This is a genomic window from Thalassospira australica (assembly GCF_000763295.1).
Taxonomy (GTDB): domain Bacteria; phylum Pseudomonadota; class Alphaproteobacteria; order Rhodospirillales; family Thalassospiraceae; genus Thalassospira; species Thalassospira australica.
In genome coordinates, this window is record NZ_JRJE01000031.1 from 87,407 (window position 1) to 109,269 (window position 21,863).

Below are 21,863 nucleotides of genomic sequence, written 5' to 3' on the forward strand. Positions count from 1 at the left end.
GGCACACTTTTGCAGGTTGCCTTTTACGCCCCCTTAAAGCCCATCGACCATCCGGTACCATCCGGTGACCGGTTGATTGCCCGGATGCTGTGTGAAGCAATGCAGGCTGCGGGTATGAATGTTGATATCGCTGCGCGGCTTCGCAGTCGGGTTGCGGACGGTAATATCTTAAGACAGGCTCAATTGGCAGCGCTGGGAACCAAGCTTGCGGGGCGATTGCTGCGACAATACAAATCCGGGGTTCGTCCCAAACCGGATGTCTGGTTCACCTATCACCTGTATTACAAGGCACCTGATTGGATTGGCCCGATTGTCGCCAGTGCGCTTGATATTCCCTATGTCGTTGCAGAAGCGTCTTTTGCGCCAAAGCGTGCGACTGGGCCATGGGCTCAAAGCCACAAGGCTGTTGAAACGGCCTTGCGTGCAGCCGATGCGGTTTTTTCCCTGAACCGGGTTGATATGGAATGTTTGGCAGACGTGTGTGCGAAGGATCGTCTACATTTTCTACCACCCTTCACCCGCATTTCCGACTGGATGGTAACGAACCGCAAAGAGATCGAGTCTGATTGTGTCCGATTGGTGACGACAGCCATGATGCGCGATGGTGACAAACTGAAATCCTATGGGCTTTTGGTGGAATCATTGGGAAGATTGATCCACCGTGGCGTTGATAATTGGCATCTAACCGTGATTGGGGATGGTCCAGCGCGCCAAAAGGTCGAAAAACTGTTTCAAGCACACGGTATCAGAGGAAGTGTAGTATCGTTCGCCGGGCTTACCTTGCCCGAACAAACCAAGGATATTCTTGCAAGTTCGGACCTTTTTGTTTGGCCTGCCATCAACGAAGCATTTGGCATGGCATTGCTTGAAGCACAGGCAGCGGGACTTCCGGTTCTGGCCGGAGACACAGGCGGGGTTTCCGGAATTGTTTCACCCGGCGTGACAGGCTGGCTTGTGCCGGTTGGTGATGTTGATGCCTTTACAGATCGTTTGTCACATTGTGTTCAGTCTGATGTTGACATGCTAAGGGGCATAGGACGTGCCGCCGCATCGAAAACTAAGCAACATCACACAGTTGAGGCTGCCGCCAAGGTGTTATCTGGAACATTAAGCAAGCTTGTTGCCGACCATGGTCATGCTCCTGCTCCTGACGCGCAAGATAGGGGCGTACATGAGTAACATCCGCTTTGCATTGTTGCGTCATGGTGTGACGGATTGGAATGCCGAGAAACGCATTCAAGGCCGGACAGATATTTCGCTAAGTGCCGCGACTGTCGCACAGTACCGCCGCCTTTGTCTCCCTGATGATTGGCGTGACGTGCCTTGGCTTTATTCCCCCTTGTCCCGAACGCGCGAGACAGCAGGTGCCCTGGGGATTTCGCCGATCACATCTGTTCCAGCCCTTGTCGAGATGGACTGGGGCACATGGGAAGGTAAAACACTTCCTGATCTTCGGGCTGAATTTGGCAGCGCCATACAGGAAAATGAAGATCGTGGATGGGATTTGCGTCCGGATGGTGGGGAAAGCCCGCGCGAAGTTCTCGGGCGCGTGACAGCGTTCCTGGAACGATGTGATATCGCAGAATTTGGCGGCGTGACCCATAAGGGTGTTATTCGTGCGGTTTATGCTGCTGCGCGTGGTTGGGATATGATGGGCAAAATCCCGGACAAACTGGATTGGGAATGTTTGCACATCTTCAATTGGTCTCACGATGATGGATTAGCAATTGAAAGGTTGAATGTGCCGTTGGTTGTTGCTGGGGAGGACGGGTGATGACAGACGTCATGGTCTATGTGCAGCATTTGCTGGGGATCGGGCATGTGCGCCGCATGGCCCTGATCAATCAGGCGCTACGCGATAAGGGAATGACGGTTGCTGTTGCAAGTGGCGGCATCCCGGATGCCAATCTTGATTTCGCAGCAGACCACGTGTTTCAGTTATCCCCATGCAAGACGGCAGACAGCGATTTTTCAGCACTCGTTGATCCTAACGGAAAAACGTTGGGTGATGATTGGAAGGAAACGCGCAAGAAGGAACTGCTTGCCGCTTTTCAGGCAATGTCGCCAAAGCTGCTTTTGATCGAAATGTTTCCATTTGGTCGACGTGGGTTTCGGTTTGAACTGATCCCATTGTTTGATGCGGCCAAAGAAGCAGGCATCCCAATCGTCTGTTCCGTAAGAGACCTTCTGGTGCGCAAAACAGACATTCGAAAAACCGAATGGATGCGCGATACAGCGCGCAAATACCTTGATTGTGTTTTGGTGCATGGTGACCCGAACCTGTTTGGGTTTGATCACAGCTTTGAATTTGCCAATGACCTTTCCGATCTGATTGTTCATACGGGGTATGTTGCGCCCGATGTGGATCGAACGGTCAAACCGGACAATTTGCATCGCCAAGGGGTGCTGGTTTCAGCGGGTGGTGGTGCCGTTGGGGCAACGTTGATCAAACTTGCAATCAAAGCCCGTCGTTATTCGGAGAAATACAAAGACGCAATCTGGGATATCGTTGCTGGGCCGCATTTTCCCGATGATCAGTATGAAAGTCTGCGTCATCAAATTCCGACCGATGATATTGTTTTACATCGTTTTTTGCCCGATTTCCGTGACAGGATGTCCCATGCGGCAGTTTCCGTATCGCAGGCGGGTTACAACACCTTAATGGACGTTCTTGCCACCGGGACACCTGCGGTCATGGTGCCCTTTGCCGAAGGCGGTGAAAGCGAACAAACAGAGCGGGCAGAAATTCTTTCAGAAGAAGGTGTTATATCACTGCTTGATCTTGATGGCCTGTCTGCGCAATCATTAGCAAAACAAATAGATAATGCCAGACAGCCGCAAAGGATCCAAATTGCACTGGATGGCGCAATAAAAACTGCGGAAATCATCGCAGACAAGATTAAGGGTACGGCATGAGCAGTTGGGATCATTTGCGCACGGAACTTGATCTGTGGCAGTCCGAAAACCGGATTGCCACAGCCTGGTGGCGCGATGATGACGCGGTCACGGTGACGCCAGCACTCGAAACGATCCTTTCCTTTGAACAAGACTATAAAGTTCCGCTGGCCCTTGCGGTCATTCCGGCATGCTTGCAGGATGATCTTCCGGAGCGTTTGGTGGAAACCCTTGATACCCGTGTGCTTCAGCACGGATGGTCGCACCAAAATCACATGCCGGACGGGCGCAAGAAGCAGGAACTTGATGACGTTCGCGATATCGGAGATGTGATCACTGATTTGCGCAAGGGCTTTTCAGTTATGCAAGCACGGTTTGGAAACCGTTTCTTGCCAGTTCTTGTGCCGCCGTGGAACCGGGTGGCAGACGATGTTGTTGCTGCATTGAGTTCGTTGGGGTTTTACGGGATCAGCACGTTTAATCCGCGCAAAATGGCAGAGCCATATCAAGGGCTGGTACAGGTCAATACGCACGTGGACGTTATTGACTGGCGAGGAACGCGCGGCTTTGCGGGCGAAGATGCGGTATTGGGGGCGATGGTTGCACATCTTGCTGCACGCAGGACAGGTCAGGTTGACTCCGATGAACCCACCGGCATTTTGACCCATCATCTAGTACATGATGCAGGAACGACGAAGTTTCTGGATAATTTGTTTTCTATGGATCATTCAGCTTTGAACTGGCTGAGAATTCCCGGAGTATTTCCATGGCAGTAAGTCCGAAAGAACATCTGGAACCGGAAGAAATGACCGGGTCGCCAAGTGCACCAGGTGCGCCAGACCCGGTGAAGCCAGTGGGTGTCGGTGATAGTGAAGTCCAGACGATGGCCTATCCGGCAAAACTGATGGCCCCGGATTTGGCAAAATCGGTTGTTGGGTTGTTGATTTGCGGTGTGATGGCGCTGATCCCGGACATGCTTGAAATCATCCAATGGACCGCCGCAGGTTTGGCGTTGCTGTTTGTGTTTTATTTTGCACGTACCATCATACGGTTCCAATCAAAGATCTTTGTATCTGAATACGGCATTCGTCTTTCCAGTATCCGCGGTGGTACAGCCTTCGCATGGCCGGAACTTTCCAAATTCCGTTTACGTTACTTCAGTACCAAGCGTGATGGGAACAAGGGATGGTTCGAACTTACGTTGCATGCTGGTGACGCAAAAATTGTCGCAGAATCAACACTGGACGGATTTGATGATCTCCTTGAAATTTCTCGTGATTGGGCGAAAGATAACCAATTGCTTGTGGATGACGTCACACGAACGAACTTGATGCGCATGGATGAGGCCCAAACTTTGGTTAAGGCCGCCGCATCAGAGCGCATACAGGGTGGTAGCAGCTAGAAATGACCGATATTCTGCGCATCAAGAATCTGAAAGTTGAATTCGTCTTGCCGCACATGCGTGTTAAGGCCGTCGAGAATGTAAGCTTTCGTATCGGTGCGCAGGAAACCGTCGCCCTGGTTGGTGAGTCCGGATCTGGCAAAAGTACGATTTCTCAAGCGATTATGGGGCTGTTGCCCAAATCGGCTCAGATTACCAATGGATCAATCATCTTTGCCGACCCGAAAAAGCCCGGAACCCGCGTTGATATTTCAATGCTTGACCGCGCGGGAAAGGAAATGCGCGCCATCCGTGGTGGGCGCATTTCGATGATTTTTCAGGAACCTATGAGTTCCTTGTCACCGCTTCACACGATTGGGGATCAGATTTGCGAAGCCGTTCGTCTGCACCGTAAGGTGAGGGGGCGTGAAGCGCGCGAACTTGCTGTGGAAATGTTGACGCTTGTTGGTTTTCCTCAACCCAAAAGGGCGCTGAAAACATATCCGTTCGAGCTTTCCGGCGGGCTTCGTCAACGCGCCATGATCGCCATGGCGCTTGTTTGCCGTCCGGCACTGTTGGTTGCAGATGAACCAACAACAGCACTTGATGTTACAATTCAGGCGCAAATCCTGCGCCTGATCCGGGAGGTTCAGTCCGAACTGCAGATGTCTTTGTTGCTGATCACGCATGATCTTGGCGTGGTGGCAAACATGGCTGACCGGATGGTTGTGGTTTATGATGGCCGCGTTGTCGAGGCAGGCCAAACCCAAGAGGTTTTCATAAATCCCGGCCATGCCTATACGCGGTCTCTTTTGGCGGCGGTTCCGCATTTTAATATGGGGCCAGATGAACGTTTACGTCCATTGCGAGAAATCAAGCCAAAGACAGGAAGCTTGCTTGCCGAGGTAGGCAACGCCGAAGCCCAGCGCGAGAACACTGAAGTCCCAGCGTCTCTTGCGCTGCATCCGACCATGGCAAGTGAACCGGTTTTGGCAGTCCGACACATCAGCAAAAGTTTCAGCACGCGTAAGGGTAACTGGTTCAAATCCGAAGAACAGCGCATTCCGGCAGTTTCCGACGTGTCGCTCACAGTTAATCGCGGCGAATGCGTTGGGCTGGTCGGCGAAAGTGGGTGTGGGAAAACGACACTTTCCAAACTGATCATGCGTGCCATGAACCCGGACGATGGTTCCATTCTGTTTCGCGGCGAAAGCGGACAGATGACCGAATTGGTCGGACTTGATGAAGATCAGCTAAATCCATATCGAAAACGGATACAATTCGTTTTTCAGGATCCTTTCGGATCTTTGAACCCAAGAATGACGGTGCAGGATATTGTTGCTGAACCAATGCTTATTCATGGGGTTGGGGATGGGGAATATCGGCGTAAAATGGTACTTGAACTGATGGATTTGGTCGGGCTTGATCCGCGTTTTCTAAATCGATACCCACATAGTTTTTCTGGTGGGCAGCGTCAGCGTATTGGCATCGCGCGTGCGCTTGGACTAAAACCTGATCTGTTGATTTTTGATGAGCCGACATCTGCGCTTGATGTATCGGTTCAGGCGCAAATTCTAAATCTTTTGAAGGATTTACAGCGCAACCTTAATTTGACGTATCTGTTTATTTCGCACAATTTGGCCGTCGTCGATTATGTTGCAGACCGGATTGCCGTGATGTGTGCCGGACGTATTGTGGAATCTGCGCCGCGTGAACAGTTGTTTAGAAATCCGGTGCATCCCTATACGCAGGCCTTGCTGCATGCGGTGCCGTTTGCTGATCTTGATCACTTGCTTGATTTCGACAAAATTGTTGATGGCAAGGCATCAGATCCAACGCGCTGGCCTGCACCCTTTACAATCAATCAGAACAGTGCACCTAAGATGATGCAGTTTGCCGAGGATCATTTTGTTCGTGCTGAGCGTGCCGATTTTACGGAGGTCGCAATATGATCAGCCTCTCGCATCCCAGAGTATCGTATATGTGTCGCGTGATTGGCGGGTGTTTGCTGTCGACCGGGGTCCTGTGGGCAGGCATAAGCCCGACGACGGGGCACGCAGAGGTTCCCTATTTTGCAGATGCTGTTGCAAAGGGAACCTTGCCGACAATGAACGAAAGATTGCCCGAACACCCGCATGTGATTGACTTTGGGGCGGAAGGCAAAGCGATTGGTAAATACGGTGGTGAATTTGTCACCATTATGGGTCGGTCAAAAGACATCCGCATGGCGGTTGTATATGGTTATGCGCGCTTGATTGGCTACGATCAGGATCTGAACCTTCAGGCCGATATTCTTGAAGCCCTTGATGTTAACGAGGAAGGCAACGTGTTTACGTTGCATATCCGCAAAGGACACAAATGGTCTGATGGAACCCCGTTCACCGCTGAGGATTTTCGCTATTACTGGGAAGACATCGTCAATAACGATGAATTGTTCCCGGTTGGCCCGCCACGTTTCCTGTTTGTCGGAGATGAGCCGGCAACTTTTGAAATCCTTGATGAATATACAGTGCGTTACAGTTGGTCGCGGCCAAACCCGTTCTTCCTGACCGAATTGGCGGGAACGCGCCCACCATTTATTTATCGACCAGCGCATTACCTGAAACAGTTTCACGAAGACTACCGCGACCCGGCAGAACTTGATGCGATGGTCAGCGAACGGGGACTTCGCAATTGGGCGGTTTTACACACGGATATGGACCGCCCCTATAAACTGTCCAATATTCAACGTCCGTCGCTTGAACCATGGCTGATTACCACCGAAGAACCATCTGACCGGTTCGTTTATGTACGCAACCCATATTATCACCGCGTCGACCCGGAAGGTAATCAGCTTCCCTATATCGACCGGATGATTTTCAATATCTCAAACGCCAAACTTGTTCCGGCCAAAGTCGGTGCGGGCGAAGTCGATTTGCAAAGCCGGATTTTGACACTTAAGGATTACACGTTCTTAAAGCAGTCTGAAGCCAAGCAAAACTATCAGGTGCGCCTGTGGGACGTTGGTGCGGGGTCTTACGCAGCCATTTATCCCAACCTGACCGCGAGTGATCCGGTCTGGCGCGATGTCATTCGCGATGTGCGGTTCCGTCGCGCGTTATCCTTGGCCATTAACCGTACGGAAATTAATCGGGTGCTGTTCTTTGGTTTGGCAAAGCCGACAAACAATACGGTCTTGCCGAAAAGCCCGCTTTTCAAATCGGAATATCGCGATAGCTATACTGATTTCGACATCAAGGTCGCAAACAGGTTGCTTGATGAAATGGGGCTTGATGAGCGCAATAGCGATGGTATCCGCCTGTTGCCGGATGGTCGCACGATGGAGATCATTGTCGAGACGTCCGGTGAAAACCCTGAACATGACGATATGCTTGAACTGATTGGTGACAGCTGGCGTCAGGCGGGCATCAAGATGTTCGTCAAAGGTCTGCAGCGTGAAGTAATGCGCAGCCGCGCCTATGCCGGTGAGACCATCATGTCGATCTTCAACGGTGTCGACAATGGGTTGGCGACACCGAATTCTGTGCCATCCGAATTCGTCCCGGTTCAGCAAGACAGCCTGCAGTGGCCGAAATGGGGCCAATACTATCAAACCGATGGTGAGGCTGGTGAAGCGCCGGATATGCCAGCAGCCGAGAAATTGATGGATTTGTACGACAAATGGCAATCCAGTAACGAAACAGGCCGCAAAGAAGCCTGGCAGGAAATTCTGGATATCAATTCGGAAAACATGTTCTCGATCGGTTTGATCGGGAATGTACCGCAACCGGTTGTGGTCGACAAAGACCTGCGCAACGTGCCGGAAAAAGGCATTCATAGCTGGGAGCCCGGGGCATTCTTTGGGATATACCGCCCTGATACTTTCTGGTGGGACAGATAAACACTTAAACGATAAAACGTGTTGTTTCATTGCCACGAGGGAAGGTGATGAAACAACCTCGGGGGAGCGATAGCGCCGATGCTAACCTATCTGGCAAGACGGCTTTTTGTGATGGTACCCACGTTGATCATGATCAGCGTGCTGGTTTTCGTGATCATCCAGCTTCCCCCTGGGGATTTTCTGACCACCTATCTGAATGAACTTCAGGCGCAGGGTGAGGCCGTCGATCCGGCCAAGATTGAATTTCTCAAGCAGCAATATGGTCTGGATCAACCGATATATGTTCAATACGCCGAGTGGGCGTGGGGCTTGCTGCACGGGGATCTTGGGTTCTCGTTCGAATACAACCTTCCTGTGAGGGAAGTGGTCGGAGATCGGCTTTGGCTGTCACTGGTGCTGAACTTCAGCACGGTATTGTTCATTTATATTGTAAGCTTCCCGATCGGAATTTATTCTGCTACCCGCCAGTACAGCTGGGGGGACTACGGTTTTACTTTTGTTGGTTTCCTTGGGCTTGCCATGCCGAACTTCTTGTTCGCGCTGATCCTTTTGTATTACGCGAACGTTGTGTTTGGGACGTCAATCGGTGGCCTGATGGACCCGGAATACATCAATCAGGGATGGTCATTTGGCAAGGTGATGTCAGTTGTCGAGCACCTTTGGGCCCCGGTTCTTGTAATCGGGACATCGGGGACTGCATCCATGATCCGGCGTCTGCGCGCCAACCTGCTTGATGAACTCAGCAAGCAATATGTCGTAACTGCACATGCCAAGGGGCTTTCACCCAAGAAGGTGCTGTTTAAATATCCGCTGCGCATGGCGCTTAACCCGTTTATCGCCGATATCGGTAACATCCTGCCCCAAGTCGTATCTGGGTCTGTTCTGGTGTCTGTTGTGATGTCGTTGCCTACAACAGGTCCTATGCTGCTTACGGCACTGCAAAGTCAGGATATGTATCTTGCAGGGTCATTCCTGATGTTCCTCGCATTGCTGACAGTGGTCGGCATGTTCGTTTCCGATGTGTTGCTGGCTTGGCTTGATCCCCGAATTCGTCTGCAGGGAGGGGTCGGTCAATGAGCATTGAACGCGATAAGCGCAACGAACATTTTGTCGATACCGCTCCATTTGATCCATGGGATCGGGAAGAACTGACGCCAGAACAGGAAAAGTACTTTCTGGCGTCTCAGTGGCAATTGATGTGGTGGCGTTTGAAACGTCACAGGCTTGCATATTTTTCGCTGATCATTCTGGCGATCATGTATGCATCGGTCTTTATTGTTGAATTCATCGCACCTTATGCACAGGAAACGCGGAACTCCGAATTCATCCATCACCCGCCCCAAGGCGTACACCTGTTCCATGAGGGCGCGTTTGTCGGGCCGTTTACCTATGGCACTGAATTCTCTGTGGATATGGAAACGCTAAAGCCGATCTATACGGTGAACCCGGATCGGGTGGAACCATTGCGGTTCTTCTGTTCCGGCGATGAATATGAATTCTGGGGCATGGTTGGAATGGATTTCCATTTCGTCTGTCCGCCAGAAAACGGTACCTTGTTCCTGTTTGGCACCGACCGGCTTGGGCGCGATATGTTCTCGCGCATTATTTATGGCGCACGGGTTTCTTTGACCATTGGTCTGGTCGGGATTTCCGTTAGCTTCCTGTTGGGCATTCTGATCGGGGGGGCGGCCGGGTATTACGGCGGTTGGGTAGATTCAACAGCACAGCGCGCAATTGAAGTCATCCGGTCTTTGCCGGAAATTCCGCTTTGGATGGCGCTGTCGGCGGCCTTACCGGTGACCTGGAGCCCAATACTGATTTATTTCGGTATCACGATTATTCTGGGTCTGATTGACTGGACCGGGCTTGCCCGTGCCGTGCGATCAAAACTTCTGGCCCTGCGTGAAGAGGATTATGCACTTGCGGCCCGTCTGATGGGGGCGAAGCCAAAACGCATTATCGGTCGCCACTTACTGCCAAACTTCGCCAGCCACCTGATAGCGTCCGTTACACTTTCGATCCCGAATATGATCCTTGGGGAAACAGCACTCAGTTTCCTTGGGCTTGGTCTACGTGCGCCGGTGACAAGCTGGGGTGTTTTGCTAAACGAGGCACAAAACATCAATGCAGTCGCAGTCTATCCCTGGCTAATGCTGCCTGTCGTGCCTGTGGTGATTGTCGTGCTTGCGTTTAACTTCCTTGGCGATGGTCTGCGTGATGCGGCAGATCCCTACAAGAACTGAGGCTGTAATGTCGTATAAGGCCCCAAGGATCGAGACTGAGCACCTTGTTCTTCGCTCCATGTCGATGGATGACTGGCCGGATTATGTCATAATGCTTTCTTCAAGTCGCGCAAAGCATATGGGAGGGCCATTCGATACGGCTGATGCGTGGAGTCTTTTTTGCCGCGATATCGCCCAGTGGAGTTTGTTTGGTTTGGGCTCATTGATGATTGATGAAAAATCCACGGGCCTGTGCGTCGGACAGGTCGGTATCAATTCCGGACCATTGTTCCCCGAGTACGAATTGGGCTGGATGTTGTATGAGGCGGCCGAAGGCAAGGGGATCGCGTACGAGGCCGCCATGACTACGCGTGATTGGGCATTCAATGTGCGGGGCCTGGAAACATTGGTCAGTTACATTTCTCCGGCAAACGAACGGTCAATCAAACTGGCACAGCGCCTAGGTGCTGTGCTGGATCACGGTGCATTGCGGCCTGACTCGGATGATCTTGTTTTCCGCCATCCCGTGGCCTGACGCGAGTTACTTCTTACGCAGCCACAGACTTGTTTCATGCGCACCGTTGGGCAAGTGGATGCCGTTGGCAATTGATTGTTCAACTTCATCGATCATGCGTGTTGTAGCATAGGCGCTTGACCACAAAATCTCGAACCCGCCACTGGCCAGAAGCGCCGCTACACCTTGTTGTTCATTATATCCGCGCCATTGCCAGATTTCCGGGTAGTCATCAGGCAGGGTGATGTCATGGATATGAAGGATCGTCCCGCTTGGCAGGGTGGGGATCACGGATGAAAACAGCAGGTCAACATCGGTGCCCGGCATCAGGATGTGGCTTGAATCGATCGACAGGATATCCCCGCCTGTTAGGTGGGCAAAAACCAATGGATCGGCCTTTTGGACGATGGTGCGTTCAACCGTAATCGGGAGCTTGGCGATATCTGCACGCGGAGCCGGATCAATTGCATGAAAGGCTGTGTTCAGTTCAGCATCCTTGATCGCCCGGTAATAGAAACGTGTCGAATGGCCTGATCCGATTTCGATAATCTTGTCTGGGCGAAATTCACGGGTGAAGACATAGGCCATCATGCCATCCAGACGTGGAAACCAGCTTTGTTGCCAGCGCGGATCGGGCGGGGTGGCATTGCCAAAACTTGCAAATGCTTCCGGATACTGGCCGGCCTTGGTCAACCACGCCTTCATTGTTGGCGCGGCATGATCCATCATGGTTTCGATCGCCGGGTACTTTGGGCGTCCTACGGCGGTCGCTGTCTCGCTGGCATAGCGGTAGGGGATGAAATATCCGGCGGGGGAACTGCCGAACAATGTTTTCAAACCAAATTTCCAACGGCGCATTCTGCGAGAGAACGGCATGGAGGTCATATTACGGCCCCTTTGAGTTAGGTTTTGCTTTCGCAATCTTTTTCATTGTTCATGCCATCAGTCGCAGAAGGTCTGATCTTCGCCACGCCAACGGCGGATCAGCCAAATAGCAAACATCAAGGCAATCAACGAGAACAGTGCCATCAGGTAATAGGTTTGTGCGCCGAATTGATCATAAAGCGGCCCGGATATCCAAATGCTGGTGCCCAAAAAGACACCCATCGACAGTGTCGCCATCAAGCTTTGCGCAGATGTTGCCAATTGTTGCGGTATGGCCCGGGCAATGAAGCTGACAGCCGCAAGGTGAGTGATGCCAAAGGTCATTGCATGAAGCGGTTGCACCAGAATAATCAGCCACAAATTGTCGCTGGTCCCTAAGACAATCCAGCGGATAACGCCGCATATGGCACCAAGTGCGAACAACATTCCCGGATGTCTTCCGCGTACAAACCGTCCCGCAACGGCAAACAATGCGATTTCGGCGATCACGCCAATAGACCAGAAAACACCGATCATCTCATGGGAATAACCAACCGATTCCCAGTGTACCGACGCAAAGGCGTAATAAGTGCCGTGGGCACCCTGGGCAAATCCGATGCAGGCCAAATAAATCAGGAAAACCGGTTTGCGCAGCAGATACACCAGCGAAGAACCTGACCGCAATGGCCGATCCGTTTGTGGGTCCGGCATGCGGGTGGTGATGGCGAAGTTCACAATTCCTGCAATGAACAACATCCAGACGATCCATTCGGTGGACGTCCCGTCCAAAACCCAACCCGCACCATAGGATGCCAATATAAAGGCAAGGGACCCCCAAAGCCGAACCCGCCCGTAATCAAGTTCACGTGCCTTGCATTCATGGATCGTGATGGTGGTGCCAAGCGGCAATAACGGCGAGAAGGTAAATCCAATGACCACCGAAAGCCCGGCAAGCCACCAAAAGTTGCTGGAAACCGGGAAGGCGAGGATCGACAGGACATATATCCCGGCAAACCACAGCATCGGCGTTTTACGGTTGCCTGTGCGATCCGCCCGTTGGGCGATCAGTGGATCGGCAAAAACCCGCACCCAGTTTGGCAATGACAACAGGATTCCGATTTCCGCTGCAGACAACCCCTGTGCCTTAAGCCAAACCGGCCAATAGGGCAGGAATACGCCCTGGATCAAAAACAGCCCTGAAAAAAACAGCGCCAGAATGGTCGCAGTTCTCATTCGGTCGGGATCTTTGATTGGGGATGGTGTGGGGATTGTTGTATTCATGCCGTAACCTGTCGACGTTTAAGACCACGAACAAGGAACCGCGCCGGGTGGATGGCATGCAATAGCGTTTGTTCCAAAGGCAGGGGCATATCGCAAATCTCACTGGCAAGGATTTCGGCCGCGATTGGGGTGGCGATCAATCCGCGGGCCCCAAATCCGGTACAGATATACACGCCTTTATGGCAAGGCGCACCGATATATCGCGCACCTTTCTTCCCCTTGTCTATGTCGTGATAAGCTGCAAGATATCGTTCAAAATTCGGTGCGGGTCCGATTAGTGGCAAGTGATCTGTGGTTGTCGTGCGTAGCGACGCACGACCTTCAAGCACGGCAGGTTTAAGCTTGGCAGCAACATCGGGCAGGGCACGTGCTAATTGGGCAATATTTAACGCGTGATCACCTTCGCGAACATCCGTCTTCTCGTCACCGCGCTCGAAAGTTGCCCCAAATATATGCACGCCATTTCGGGCCGGTGCGATGTAACCCTTGTGACTAAGCACGCATGATATTGTCGCGCCGTCGCCCGGTTCTGCGATTACGTTTTCAGGTATGTAACTGATTTGGCCGCGCACGGGACAAAGATGATCTGAAAGCCAGCGGGTTTGTTCAAGTAATCGGGACTCATAGGCACCAGCAACAATTACCGCGTCAAACGGGCCATATTGTTTGTCATCGTCGTCCGTCAGGATATTGCCGTCCTGTGTCTCGAGGATGCTTTTGATTGACGTCGACAGTCGGGTCTCAATGCCCGTTGAAAGCGCTCTCACCAGCGATGGCGGATTGACCCACCCGGCAGAGGGATAAAACACACCGCCAAACGACAAGGGCAGCCCGAACCGTTTTGAGGCCTGCTGTGCAGTTAAAGGTTCGGCAATGTCGGATTTGTCGGCAAGGCGCGCGATCAGACCATCAAGTCGTCCGCGTTTGCGTGCGCTGGTGGCAAGATCAATGACACCGCAAAATGCGGCGTCTACTTGCCCGGTATCGGCAAGGCGTTTGATTTTGCGATGGCTAAATCGATATCCAGCCTCGTAAAATCGCCCCATGATGGCGTTATCAGCCGTTAGGTAAGGTTCAAGCATTCCAACCGGATTGCCCGATGCTGCGTTTGCAAGCTGATCAGCCTTTTCGAAAATGGTTGTGCTGCATCCGCGTTTTTTTAGTGCCTCTGCACAGGAAGCACCGGCAAGACCGCCCCCAATGATTGCGACCGATTTTACGTTGCCTGCTTTTGGCAGGTTAAACCAAGGTGCATCGGTCAGCGTAAATTTGCGTGGTTCATCCGTTAATTGTGTGCTGGCGGGCAGGGTCGCTGTGATCATGTCACGTTTGTAGCCAAACCCTTTGCGCTTGCTGATTTCAAAACCGGCACTTTCCAAACCATCACGGGCAATACGTGCAGCGGTAAATGTTGCAAGGCTTGCCCCGCTGGGGGCGGAGGCCCTGGCAAGTGCCTGAAACAGGGATGCGTGCCACATATCCGGATTTCGGGACGGGGCAAATCCATCAAGAAACCAACAGTCAATATTGCCTGCATATTCCGACCAGCATTCAATGGCATCACCGATCAAAAGGGTGAGGGTGATGGCGCCGTCTGCCAGTGAAAAGCGATGCACGCCGGGCAACATGGTCTCATGCGGCCAAACATCAGCAAGTTGGATGGAATAGTCGGCTAGTTCCGGCCAACTTTGATGAGCACGGATTATTTCATCGCGTGAGAGGGGAAATTTTTCGACCGAAACAAAATGCAAGCGATGCGAACGATTTGGGTCATTGTCCCAACATTGCCATGCTGCGAGAAAGTTCAATCCGGTGCCAAATCCTGTTTCGCCAATGGTGAAATTTTCGACTGTTTGCCATGCATCAGGCAGGTTGTTGCCATCAAGAAACACATAGCGTGTTTCTGCAAGACCATCTTTTGGGTTGTAGTAAACATCGCCAAAATGCGGGGAGTATGGCACATCGCCATCGTGCCAGATGATCGCACCGGGTTTTTGTTGTTTTTTGGATGGCGTGTTTTGGCTTTGCTCTGCTGTCATGCAGACAGGGCCTCGTTATCCTGTTCCGGGACAAGCGCCAATGCTTCGCGGACGACCTCAATCCCGGCACCCTTGCGATGTGCGTTCTCGCTAAGATATCTGCGCCATTGTTTGGCACCACGCATTTGTTGGAAAATGCCCAACATATGACGGGTGACATGGCCAATGGTTCCATGTTCCTCGTTCAGGTGTTGTTCAATATAGGGCAACATGGCCTCAACGACCTGATGGCGGGTGCGTGGCCTTGTATCATCGCCATAGAACCGGCGGTCGACATCAGCAAGGATGTAGGGATTCTGATAGGCCTCGCGCCCGATCATCACACCGTCAACATGTGCAAGATGTTGTTCGGTTTCATCAAGTGTCTTGATGCCGCCGTTGATCAGGATTTCAAGTTCCGGGAATTCCTGTTTGAGCTGATAGACCAGCTCGTATTCCAAAGGGGGAACTTCGCGGTTTTCCTTTGGCGACAGGCCCTTGAGCCATGCCTTGCGGGCATGGACGATAAAGGTTTTGCAGCCGGCCTCGGCAACCGTTTCGGTAAAGTGTTTAAGCGAAGGGTAGTCTTCCTGGTCATCAATGCCGATGCGGTTTTTAACCGTGACCGGGGCGTCGCTGGCCGAAATCATCGATTTCACGCAAGTCGCAACGATATCAGGTGTCGCCATCAGGCACGCGCCAAATGCGCCGTTTTGCACCCGGTCAGACGGGCAACCACAGTTCAGGTTGATCTCGTCATAGTCGTATTCATTGGCAATGTCACAGGCACGCGCCAAATCATCCGGATCGCTACCTCCAAGTTGAAGTGCGACCGGATGTTCCGCATCATTATAACGCAGATGCCGGTCAACCCCGCCATGAATGATGGCACCGGTTGTGACCATTTCGGTATAAAGCAACGTATGGCGACTGATCTGCCGCAGGAAGTAGCGATCATGCCGGTCCGTCCAATCCATCATCGGGGCGACGGAAATACGCCGATTAACAGTCATTTGCCTACCGTTTCTTATCAAAGCGGGGTGAAGAGGGTTGCTGTATTACAAGCGCGGTCTTTATATAGGTTCCGGGATTTAGGGTCAAAACCGTTTGCGTGATGCATGGCTGCATCCCGATGACATGAAAGCACAGGATTTGATATGGTTACGATTTACGGCATCAAGAACTGCGATACGGTCCGAAAAACACTGAAATGGTTTGATGCCAAAGGCATTGAAAACAAACTTCATGATTTTCGTGCAGACGGGATCGATGCCAAGACAATCGAAGGCTGGCTTCACGAGGTTGGTGGTAAAACTCTGATCAACAAACGCGGGCCAAGCTATCGCAACCTGAGCGACGAGGACAAGGCAACGCTTGAACAGGGCGGGCCTAAGGCCTCTGAAGTTCTGGCAACCAACCCGACTGTGATCAAGCGACCGGTTGTTGATTTCGGATCAACCCGAATAGTTGCCTATGACGAGACACGTTGGTCGGAACTGGCAGGCGTTTAGGGACAGTATTTATGACAAAACCTGTTGTTCACGGCGTCATCTTTGATTGCGATGGCGTGTTGGTTGATTCCGAAAGCCTTGCCAATGAAGTCCTGACGGATTTGTTGTGCGATTACGGTTGTGCGATGGATTCCAAACAAACCCATGATTTCTTCATTGGTGGAACGCTTGCATCCGTCGGGCCCACGATGGCGCAAAAGTTTGGTGTGACCTTGCCTGATAACTGGATTGAGGAATGTTATCAGCGCACTTTCGAGGCATTCCGAAACGATCTGAAACCCTTTGATGATCTTGATCAGATACTTGATCTGCTTGACCGTCATGCCATTCCCATGGCGATCGGCAGTAATGGCCCGCATGAAAAGATGGATGTATCATTGGCCAAGGTCGGCTTGCGTGACCGTTTCCAGGGCCGGATTTGTTCGGCGCATGATGTTGAAAACCCCAAACCCCATCCGGATGTTTACTTGCTTGCTGCCGGAAAAATTGACGTGCCAATCAATCAATGCGTGGTGATTGATGACAGCCAAAGTGGCGTGCGCGCCGGTGTTGCATCCGGGGCAACGACCATAGGCCTTGTTGATATCACGCCAGAAGAACTTCTGCGGGATGCCGGGGCACATTATATTGCACAGGACCACAAGGATTTGCTGGGGCTTTTGGAAAGCTGGCTATAGGTCTGAACGGTTTATGCCGGAGTTCAAAAAACGGGTCACTGTTGCAGCTGGCCCCGTTTTTTGTGCCAGTTAAGGTTATTCACCGATCACGATGCCTTCACGACGCGCATCCGCGCCACCAATCAAGCCGTCATCGGTCACCATGATCGCATGAATGCCGGAATTGAGATCACGGATGTTGGTTTTAAAACCAAGCGCCTCAAGCGGGACGCTCAGTGCCTCTGCCGATGTGTTGGCTTCAATGTCATAGGTTCCAAACCGATTGACCAGATGGGGCATGTCGATTGCGGCCTGCGGGTGTTTTTGCCAGTCAATCATCGCGATAATGGATTGAGCAACATACCCGATAATGCGCGAACCGCCTGGTGATCCTGTGGCAATAAAAGGCTTGTTATCCTTCATGACAATGGTCGGGGCCATTGAAGAACGCGGACGTTTGCCCGGTTCCAAACGGTTGGCAATCGGGACCCCGTCCTTGTGTGTTCGGAACGAAAAATCGGTCAGTTCGTTATTTAACAAAAAGCCATTCACCATCAGACGTGAACCGAAACCATTTTCAATGGTCGTGGTCATCGACACGACATTACCAAAGCTGTCGACAATTGAAAAATGACTGGTGCTTGGGAATTCGATGGCGTCGTCATCTGCAAGATGCATGGCGTGGCTAAAGGATGGATGCCCGGGGGATACTTCATCAAGCGCGTCATCACGTTCAAGGATCTTTGCCCGGCTGGCCAGATAGTCTTGATCAAGCAATCCGTTTATGGGCATCGGTACATAATCTGTGTCGGCCATGTAACGCCCGCGATCGGCAAAAGCCAGACGTGATGCATCCCCGATCAGGCGCCAGGTTTCAGGCGCATCCGGACCAAGGCTGGAAAGATCAAACGGTTCAACCATTCCCAGAATCTGCCCGACGGTAAGTCCGCCTGATGATGGTGGCCCCATCCCACAGACATCATATCCGCGATATTCTGCACAAACAGGGGCGCGTTCTTTGACTTCGTAATTGGCAAAGTCACGCAACGTCAGAACCCCTGGGTTCCACGACGCGGACTGGACTTTCTCGACGATATCACGGGCAATGGTCCCGAAATAAAAGTTTTCAGTTCCATTTTGAGCCAAGTCGCGCAGTGTTGCCGCATATTCCGGGTTTTGAAGCAACGTGCCCGATGAAAGCGGTGCGCCATTAGGATCAAGGAAATAGTTTTTGGCGACCGGGTCACGCAACAGGTTTTCCTGATCAGCAGCAATCAGTGACGCAAGACGTTCGGAAACCTCAAAGCCATGATCGGCCGTGTTTGTTGCCGCGGCAAGGAGGGCCGGCCATTCCAGCTGACCCCATTTTTCATGGGCAGTTTTCAAAAGTGCCGGTGTGCCGGGTGTTCCGACGGATCGCCCGCCGACTACGGCATCATAGAATTTCAACGGTTCGCCGTTCTCGTCTTGAAAAAGGGTCGGGGTTGCTGCCATCGGCGTTGTTTCACGACCATCAAGGGTGGTCAGTTGGCCCGTGCGTGCGTCGTAATAAACAAGGAAGGCACCGCCACCAAGGCCCGAAGATTGCGGCTCGACCAGGCCAAGCATCGCTTGGACGGCAACCATTGCATCAATTGCATTGCCCCCTTGACGCAAAACATCTGCCCCGGCCTTGGCGGCGTGGGGATTGGCAGCAGAGATTATCCAGTTTTTTGCTGTAACCGACTGACCGTGACCGGCGCTTGATACACCGCTTTCAGGGGCAAATGTATCGGCTGCTTGTTGTGCGTTGGCGGAACCGGCGGTGATCGCAATGATGCCTGAAACCGCAAGGGTGGCAAATGCTACAAAATTTCGGGAAATCGTGACCTTGTGGGACATGCTACCAACCTCGCATTTGGGTTCGGGTTGGCCATGGTTCCAGAAATTTCTGACAAATGAAAGCAATCGTTGATTGCTCATAAAGGTCAGGCTGCCGTTTTGTTCCCTTTTTTACGCTGTTGGGTGACAAGATTGACCTCAAGCCATGCCAACATCGTTTCCGCTACCTCTACCCAGTTTTTATCAAGCATCATGGCGTGATGGATGTCGTCGATCAAAGCATAGTCTGCACCATATCGATTGGCTGTATGGCGGGTAAGCTCACTTTGGATGATTTCATCATCGCGTGCCCCCATCACCAACATCGGTGGGACATTGTCTTTGGTCAGGAAAACGGGATTGCTGCCCATCATATCGGTAATCGCGCGCTGACTTTCGGTTTCAAGTCGGCCGAAATAGATCATGCCTTCATCTTCGGCGATATCAGGCGACAGCATCGCCCGGCCAAGGCGTTCGCGAAGCATCGTATGCGGGCCGATGGCCTGAAGCCAGAACAACTGGAAATACAAATCGGGCTGGGCAAGAGCCATCATGGTGTTGCTGGCAATAAGCCCTTCGGGGGGAACTGATGCCATCAGAACAGCGGCCTCGGCGGTATGGCGTTCAAGATATTTCTGAACGATGTACCCTCCCATTGAATGGCCGATCAGAACAGGTTTTTTGCCGAGGGTTTCAACAACTTCCTCAAGGTCCTCTACGTAGTCATCAATAGATGCGAGGCTACGAAGTTCGCGACCACCACTTCCGCCATGTCCGCGCAGGGAAAAGGCCACTGTTTCAAAGCCGCGATCGGCAAACCATGTCAAGAAATGTTCGTTCCAGCACCAGGCCCCGGTGTAAGCACCATGGACAAAAACAAGCGGGTGTTTGCTTTTGGGCTTGCCGACGGGGCTGCGGCGAAAGATTTCAAGTTCCTGGCTCATGTCCGATCTCCTCGCGAAGCGGGATAAATGCGATTTAATGCCATGGTTGAAATGGTGTGAACCATGTTCGCATATGCAGCATGTTTTTGTCCATTGTCATGTAGGAACCCGGCTTTGCTCTAGCAATGATTGTCAGTCCGGTGTTGTTTGCTTATGATTGCCTCAAGGGACAAAGGAAATATGTGACAGGACGCAGAAACCCTGCTGTCCTGATAAAAACAACACCTTGTTGAAAAGCTTGGGGGATATGGTCAAATTATCTGTGGTTGGCATTTTCGCGGATCTCGACGAGAGCGCGATAGCGGATGTCGAACGCCACATAAACCGGAAAACTTTTACGGCCGGTTCGCAAATTATCGAACCAGAGTCTGACAGTTCGGATGTCTATCTGATCCTTTCAGGGCGCGTGCGCATTGTGAACTATTCGCTTTCTGGTCGTGAAATTACGCTTGAGGAAATTGGGGCAGGAGGCTGTGTTGGCCAATTGTCGGCCATTGACGGCGAACCACGTTCGGCCTGCGTGATAGCGGTTGATGACACCAATGTCGGCATCCTAAGCCCGACAAACTTCGAAAAGGTAGTTAAACGCCACCCTTCGGTTGCCTGGAATGTCATCGGTGAACTTGCCAGAATTGTTCGGACTTCGACCCGTCGAATTGTCGATGTCAGCACTCTTGGCGCGAATGAACGCGTCATTGCCGAAATTTTACGTCGTGCGACCAATGTGTGTGATGAAAATGGTGCGGCTTTGTTGTCGCCCGTGCCTGTGCATTCCGAAGTTGCCGGCCGCGTCAGCACGTCGCGTGAAACAGTCGCACGCGTTATGGGCAGTTTGGGACGCAGAAACCTGGTGACCAAGGTGGACAGTGGGCTGTTTGTACCGGATGTTCGAAAACTTGAAGAATTTCTAAGTGAATCAATTCACTAGACAATATTTGAATAAAATTGTGCTCTTATGTGATGGCTGTCACAGAGTAGGGCGCAAACAGTGGGTATTCATATGGGTGTGACGGACATTTAGATGGTCCGGCACATCTCCCCCAAGAGAGTTACTGGCCGTACATTTATGTACGGCCATTTTTTTTGCGTTTTCGTATGGCAATTGGGGGCGTGGCTGGCTAAAGCATGGTGAACTTAATGCGAGTGTGTTCTTCTATCTCACCCAATCGCACAGCAAGGAGATCCGATGCGTATTTCTGTGGTTATGGCAGGCCTTAATGGGGCAATGGCGGTTGGTCTTGGTGCGTTCGCTGCACATGGCATGTCGGGCAGTGAGATGGACTATGCCCGTGGCCTGGTGGAAAAGGGCGCTCATTACCAGTTGGTACATGCCGTTGCCCTTGGTGTGATTGCCGCTCTTGTGCATCACGTGCCTGATGAAAAGATTTTGCGCATTGCGGCCTATGCCATGCTTGCGGGTATTTTTTTCTTTTGCGGGTCTTTGTATGCCATTGCGTTTGGCGGTGCATCGGTACTGGGGGCTGTCGCACCTGTTGGCGGGTTCGCATTCATCGGTGGTTGGCTGTTGCTGGCAGCAGCGGGGTTTCGCCGATTTGGCTGATGGCGGCGCGGTTGGCTAAAGACAGATAAATAACAAAAAAGACGTGCCCCGAAGGACACATCTTTTTTGTATCTTTTGCAATAAGGTTCCGAAAAACCGAATTACTTCATTTTCGCTTCTTTGAACACGACGTGCTTACGCACGACCGGGTCGTACTTGCGAAACTGGAATTTCTCGGTGGTATTCCGCGGGTTCTTCTTAACAACATAGAAGTAACCGGTATCTGCGGTGCTTACCAACTTTACGAGGATCGAAGCGGGCTTCGCCATGTCTCTG

The 21,863-nt window shown here is 51.9% G+C and carries 21 protein-coding genes; 14 read left to right on the forward strand and 7 right to left on the reverse strand.

Annotated elements, in window-relative coordinates:
- Positions 1–9 precede the first annotated feature (9 nt).
- From JF44_RS0113535 to JF44_RS0113580, 10 genes are all read left to right on the forward strand, one after another.
- Positions 10–1,179 carry a glycosyltransferase family 4 protein gene (locus JF44_RS0113535; protein WP_052065905.1) on the forward strand — a complete coding sequence of 390 codons (1,170 nt, stop codon included), beginning with the start codon at positions 10–12 and terminating at the stop codon, positions 1,177–1,179.
- A complete protein-coding gene (locus JF44_RS0113540; protein ID WP_033069523.1) occupies positions 1,172–1,774 on the forward strand; it encodes a histidine phosphatase family protein in 603 nt (200 codons plus the stop codon). Before JF44_RS0113535 ends, JF44_RS0113540 begins: the two co-directional genes overlap by 8 nt.
- Positions 1,774–2,916, forward strand: a complete 1,143-nt coding sequence (locus JF44_RS0113545; protein WP_033069524.1) for a glycosyltransferase family protein — start codon at positions 1,774–1,776, stop codon at positions 2,914–2,916. The genes JF44_RS0113540 and JF44_RS0113545 overlap by 1 nt, the downstream gene beginning before the upstream one ends.
- Positions 2,913–3,671, forward strand: coding sequence for a polysaccharide deacetylase family protein (locus JF44_RS0113550; protein ID WP_033069525.1), 759 nt, complete (start codon positions 2,913–2,915; stop codon positions 3,669–3,671). The genes JF44_RS0113545 and JF44_RS0113550 overlap by 4 nt, the downstream gene beginning before the upstream one ends.
- Entirely contained in the window at positions 3,662–4,297 is a 636-nt protein-coding gene (locus JF44_RS0113555) for a hypothetical protein (RefSeq protein ID WP_033069526.1), read from the forward strand. The genes JF44_RS0113550 and JF44_RS0113555 overlap by 10 nt, the downstream gene beginning before the upstream one ends.
- Positions 4,298–4,299: 2 nt before the next feature.
- On the forward strand, positions 4,300–6,228 hold the full coding sequence (locus JF44_RS0113560) for an ABC transporter ATP-binding protein (RefSeq protein WP_033069527.1): 1,929 nt from the start codon (positions 4,300–4,302) through the stop codon (positions 6,226–6,228).
- Positions 6,229–6,383: 155 nt separating this feature from the next.
- The gene (locus JF44_RS0113565) at positions 6,384–8,156 is read left to right on the forward strand and encodes an ABC transporter substrate-binding protein (RefSeq protein ID WP_238318454.1); all 1,773 of its coding nucleotides are present in this window, start codon (positions 6,384–6,386) and stop codon (positions 8,154–8,156) included.
- A 78-nt stretch (positions 8,157–8,234) separates the two neighbouring features.
- The gene (locus JF44_RS0113570) at positions 8,235–9,233 is read left to right on the forward strand and encodes an ABC transporter permease (protein ID WP_033069529.1); all 999 of its coding nucleotides are present in this window, start codon (positions 8,235–8,237) and stop codon (positions 9,231–9,233) included.
- A complete protein-coding gene (locus tag JF44_RS0113575) occupies positions 9,230–10,399 on the forward strand; it encodes an ABC transporter permease (protein ID WP_033069530.1) in 1,170 nt (389 codons plus the stop codon). The genes JF44_RS0113570 and JF44_RS0113575 overlap by 4 nt, the downstream gene beginning before the upstream one ends.
- 7 nt (positions 10,400–10,406) lie before the next feature.
- On the forward strand, positions 10,407–10,913 hold the full coding sequence (locus JF44_RS0113580) for a GNAT family N-acetyltransferase (RefSeq protein ID WP_081944451.1): 507 nt from the start codon (positions 10,407–10,409) through the stop codon (positions 10,911–10,913).
- Positions 10,914–10,919: 6 nt separating this feature from the next.
- On the opposite strand, the gene JF44_RS0113585 is transcribed toward JF44_RS0113580, so the two are convergent.
- The 4 genes from JF44_RS0113585 to dusA all read right to left on the reverse strand — a co-directional run bounded on the left by JF44_RS0113585 (position 10,920) and on the right by dusA (position 16,068).
- The gene (locus JF44_RS0113585) at positions 10,920–11,729 is read right to left on the reverse strand and encodes a class I SAM-dependent methyltransferase (protein WP_238318455.1); all 810 of its coding nucleotides are present in this window, start codon (positions 11,727–11,729) and stop codon (positions 10,920–10,922) included.
- Positions 11,730–11,834: 105 nt separating this feature from the next.
- On the reverse strand, positions 11,835–12,989 hold the full coding sequence (locus JF44_RS0113590) for a 3-phenylpropionate MFS transporter (RefSeq protein WP_238318456.1): 1,155 nt from the start codon (positions 12,987–12,989) through the stop codon (positions 11,835–11,837).
- A gap of 44 nt (positions 12,990–13,033) precedes the next feature.
- Positions 13,034–15,076, reverse strand: coding sequence for a bifunctional tRNA (5-methylaminomethyl-2-thiouridine)(34)-methyltransferase MnmC2/FAD-dependent 5-carboxymethylaminomethyl-2-thiouridine(34) oxidoreductase MnmC1 (gene mnmC, locus JF44_RS0113595; protein ID WP_052065907.1), 2,043 nt, complete (start codon positions 15,074–15,076; stop codon positions 13,034–13,036).
- Positions 15,073–16,068, reverse strand: coding sequence for a tRNA dihydrouridine(20/20a) synthase DusA (gene dusA, locus JF44_RS0113600; RefSeq protein ID WP_033069534.1), 996 nt, complete (start codon positions 16,066–16,068; stop codon positions 15,073–15,075). Before dusA ends, mnmC begins: the two co-directional genes overlap by 4 nt.
- 144 nt (positions 16,069–16,212) lie before the next feature.
- Here dusA and JF44_RS0113605 point away from each other — a divergent pair, with 144 nt between their 5' ends.
- Both JF44_RS0113605 and JF44_RS0113610 read left to right on the forward strand, forming a co-directional pair.
- Entirely contained in the window at positions 16,213–16,566 is a 354-nt protein-coding gene (locus tag JF44_RS0113605; RefSeq protein WP_033069535.1) for an ArsC/Spx/MgsR family protein, read from the forward strand.
- An 11-nt stretch (positions 16,567–16,577) separates the two neighbouring features.
- Complete coding sequence (locus JF44_RS0113610) at positions 16,578–17,243, forward strand: HAD family hydrolase (RefSeq protein ID WP_033069536.1); 666 nt, start codon at positions 16,578–16,580, stop codon at positions 17,241–17,243.
- A 75-nt stretch (positions 17,244–17,318) separates the two neighbouring features.
- On the opposite strand, the gene ggt is transcribed toward JF44_RS0113610, so the two are convergent.
- The gene (gene ggt / locus JF44_RS0113615; protein WP_052065909.1) at positions 17,319–19,103 is read right to left on the reverse strand and encodes a gamma-glutamyltransferase; all 1,785 of its coding nucleotides are present in this window, start codon (positions 19,101–19,103) and stop codon (positions 17,319–17,321) included.
- An 86-nt stretch (positions 19,104–19,189) separates the two neighbouring features.
- On the reverse strand, positions 19,190–20,026 hold the full coding sequence (locus JF44_RS0113620; protein ID WP_033069537.1) for an alpha/beta hydrolase: 837 nt from the start codon (positions 20,024–20,026) through the stop codon (positions 19,190–19,192).
- Between the two features lie 247 nt (positions 20,027–20,273).
- Between JF44_RS0113620 and JF44_RS0113625 the strand changes: the two genes are divergently transcribed.
- Both JF44_RS0113625 and JF44_RS0113630 read left to right on the forward strand, forming a co-directional pair.
- Complete coding sequence (locus JF44_RS0113625; protein ID WP_033069538.1) at positions 20,274–20,954, forward strand: Crp/Fnr family transcriptional regulator; 681 nt, start codon at positions 20,274–20,276, stop codon at positions 20,952–20,954.
- 258 nt (positions 20,955–21,212) lie between these two features.
- Positions 21,213–21,587, forward strand: a complete 375-nt coding sequence (locus JF44_RS0113630; RefSeq protein WP_033069539.1) for a DUF423 domain-containing protein — start codon at positions 21,213–21,215, stop codon at positions 21,585–21,587.
- 101 nt (positions 21,588–21,688) lie between these two features.
- Here JF44_RS0113630 and rpmG read toward each other — a convergent pair whose 3' ends face one another.
- Entirely contained in the window at positions 21,689–21,856 is a 168-nt protein-coding gene (gene rpmG, locus JF44_RS0113635; protein WP_008890790.1) for a 50S ribosomal protein L33, read from the reverse strand.
- Between the last annotated feature and the right edge of the window lie 7 nt (positions 21,857–21,863).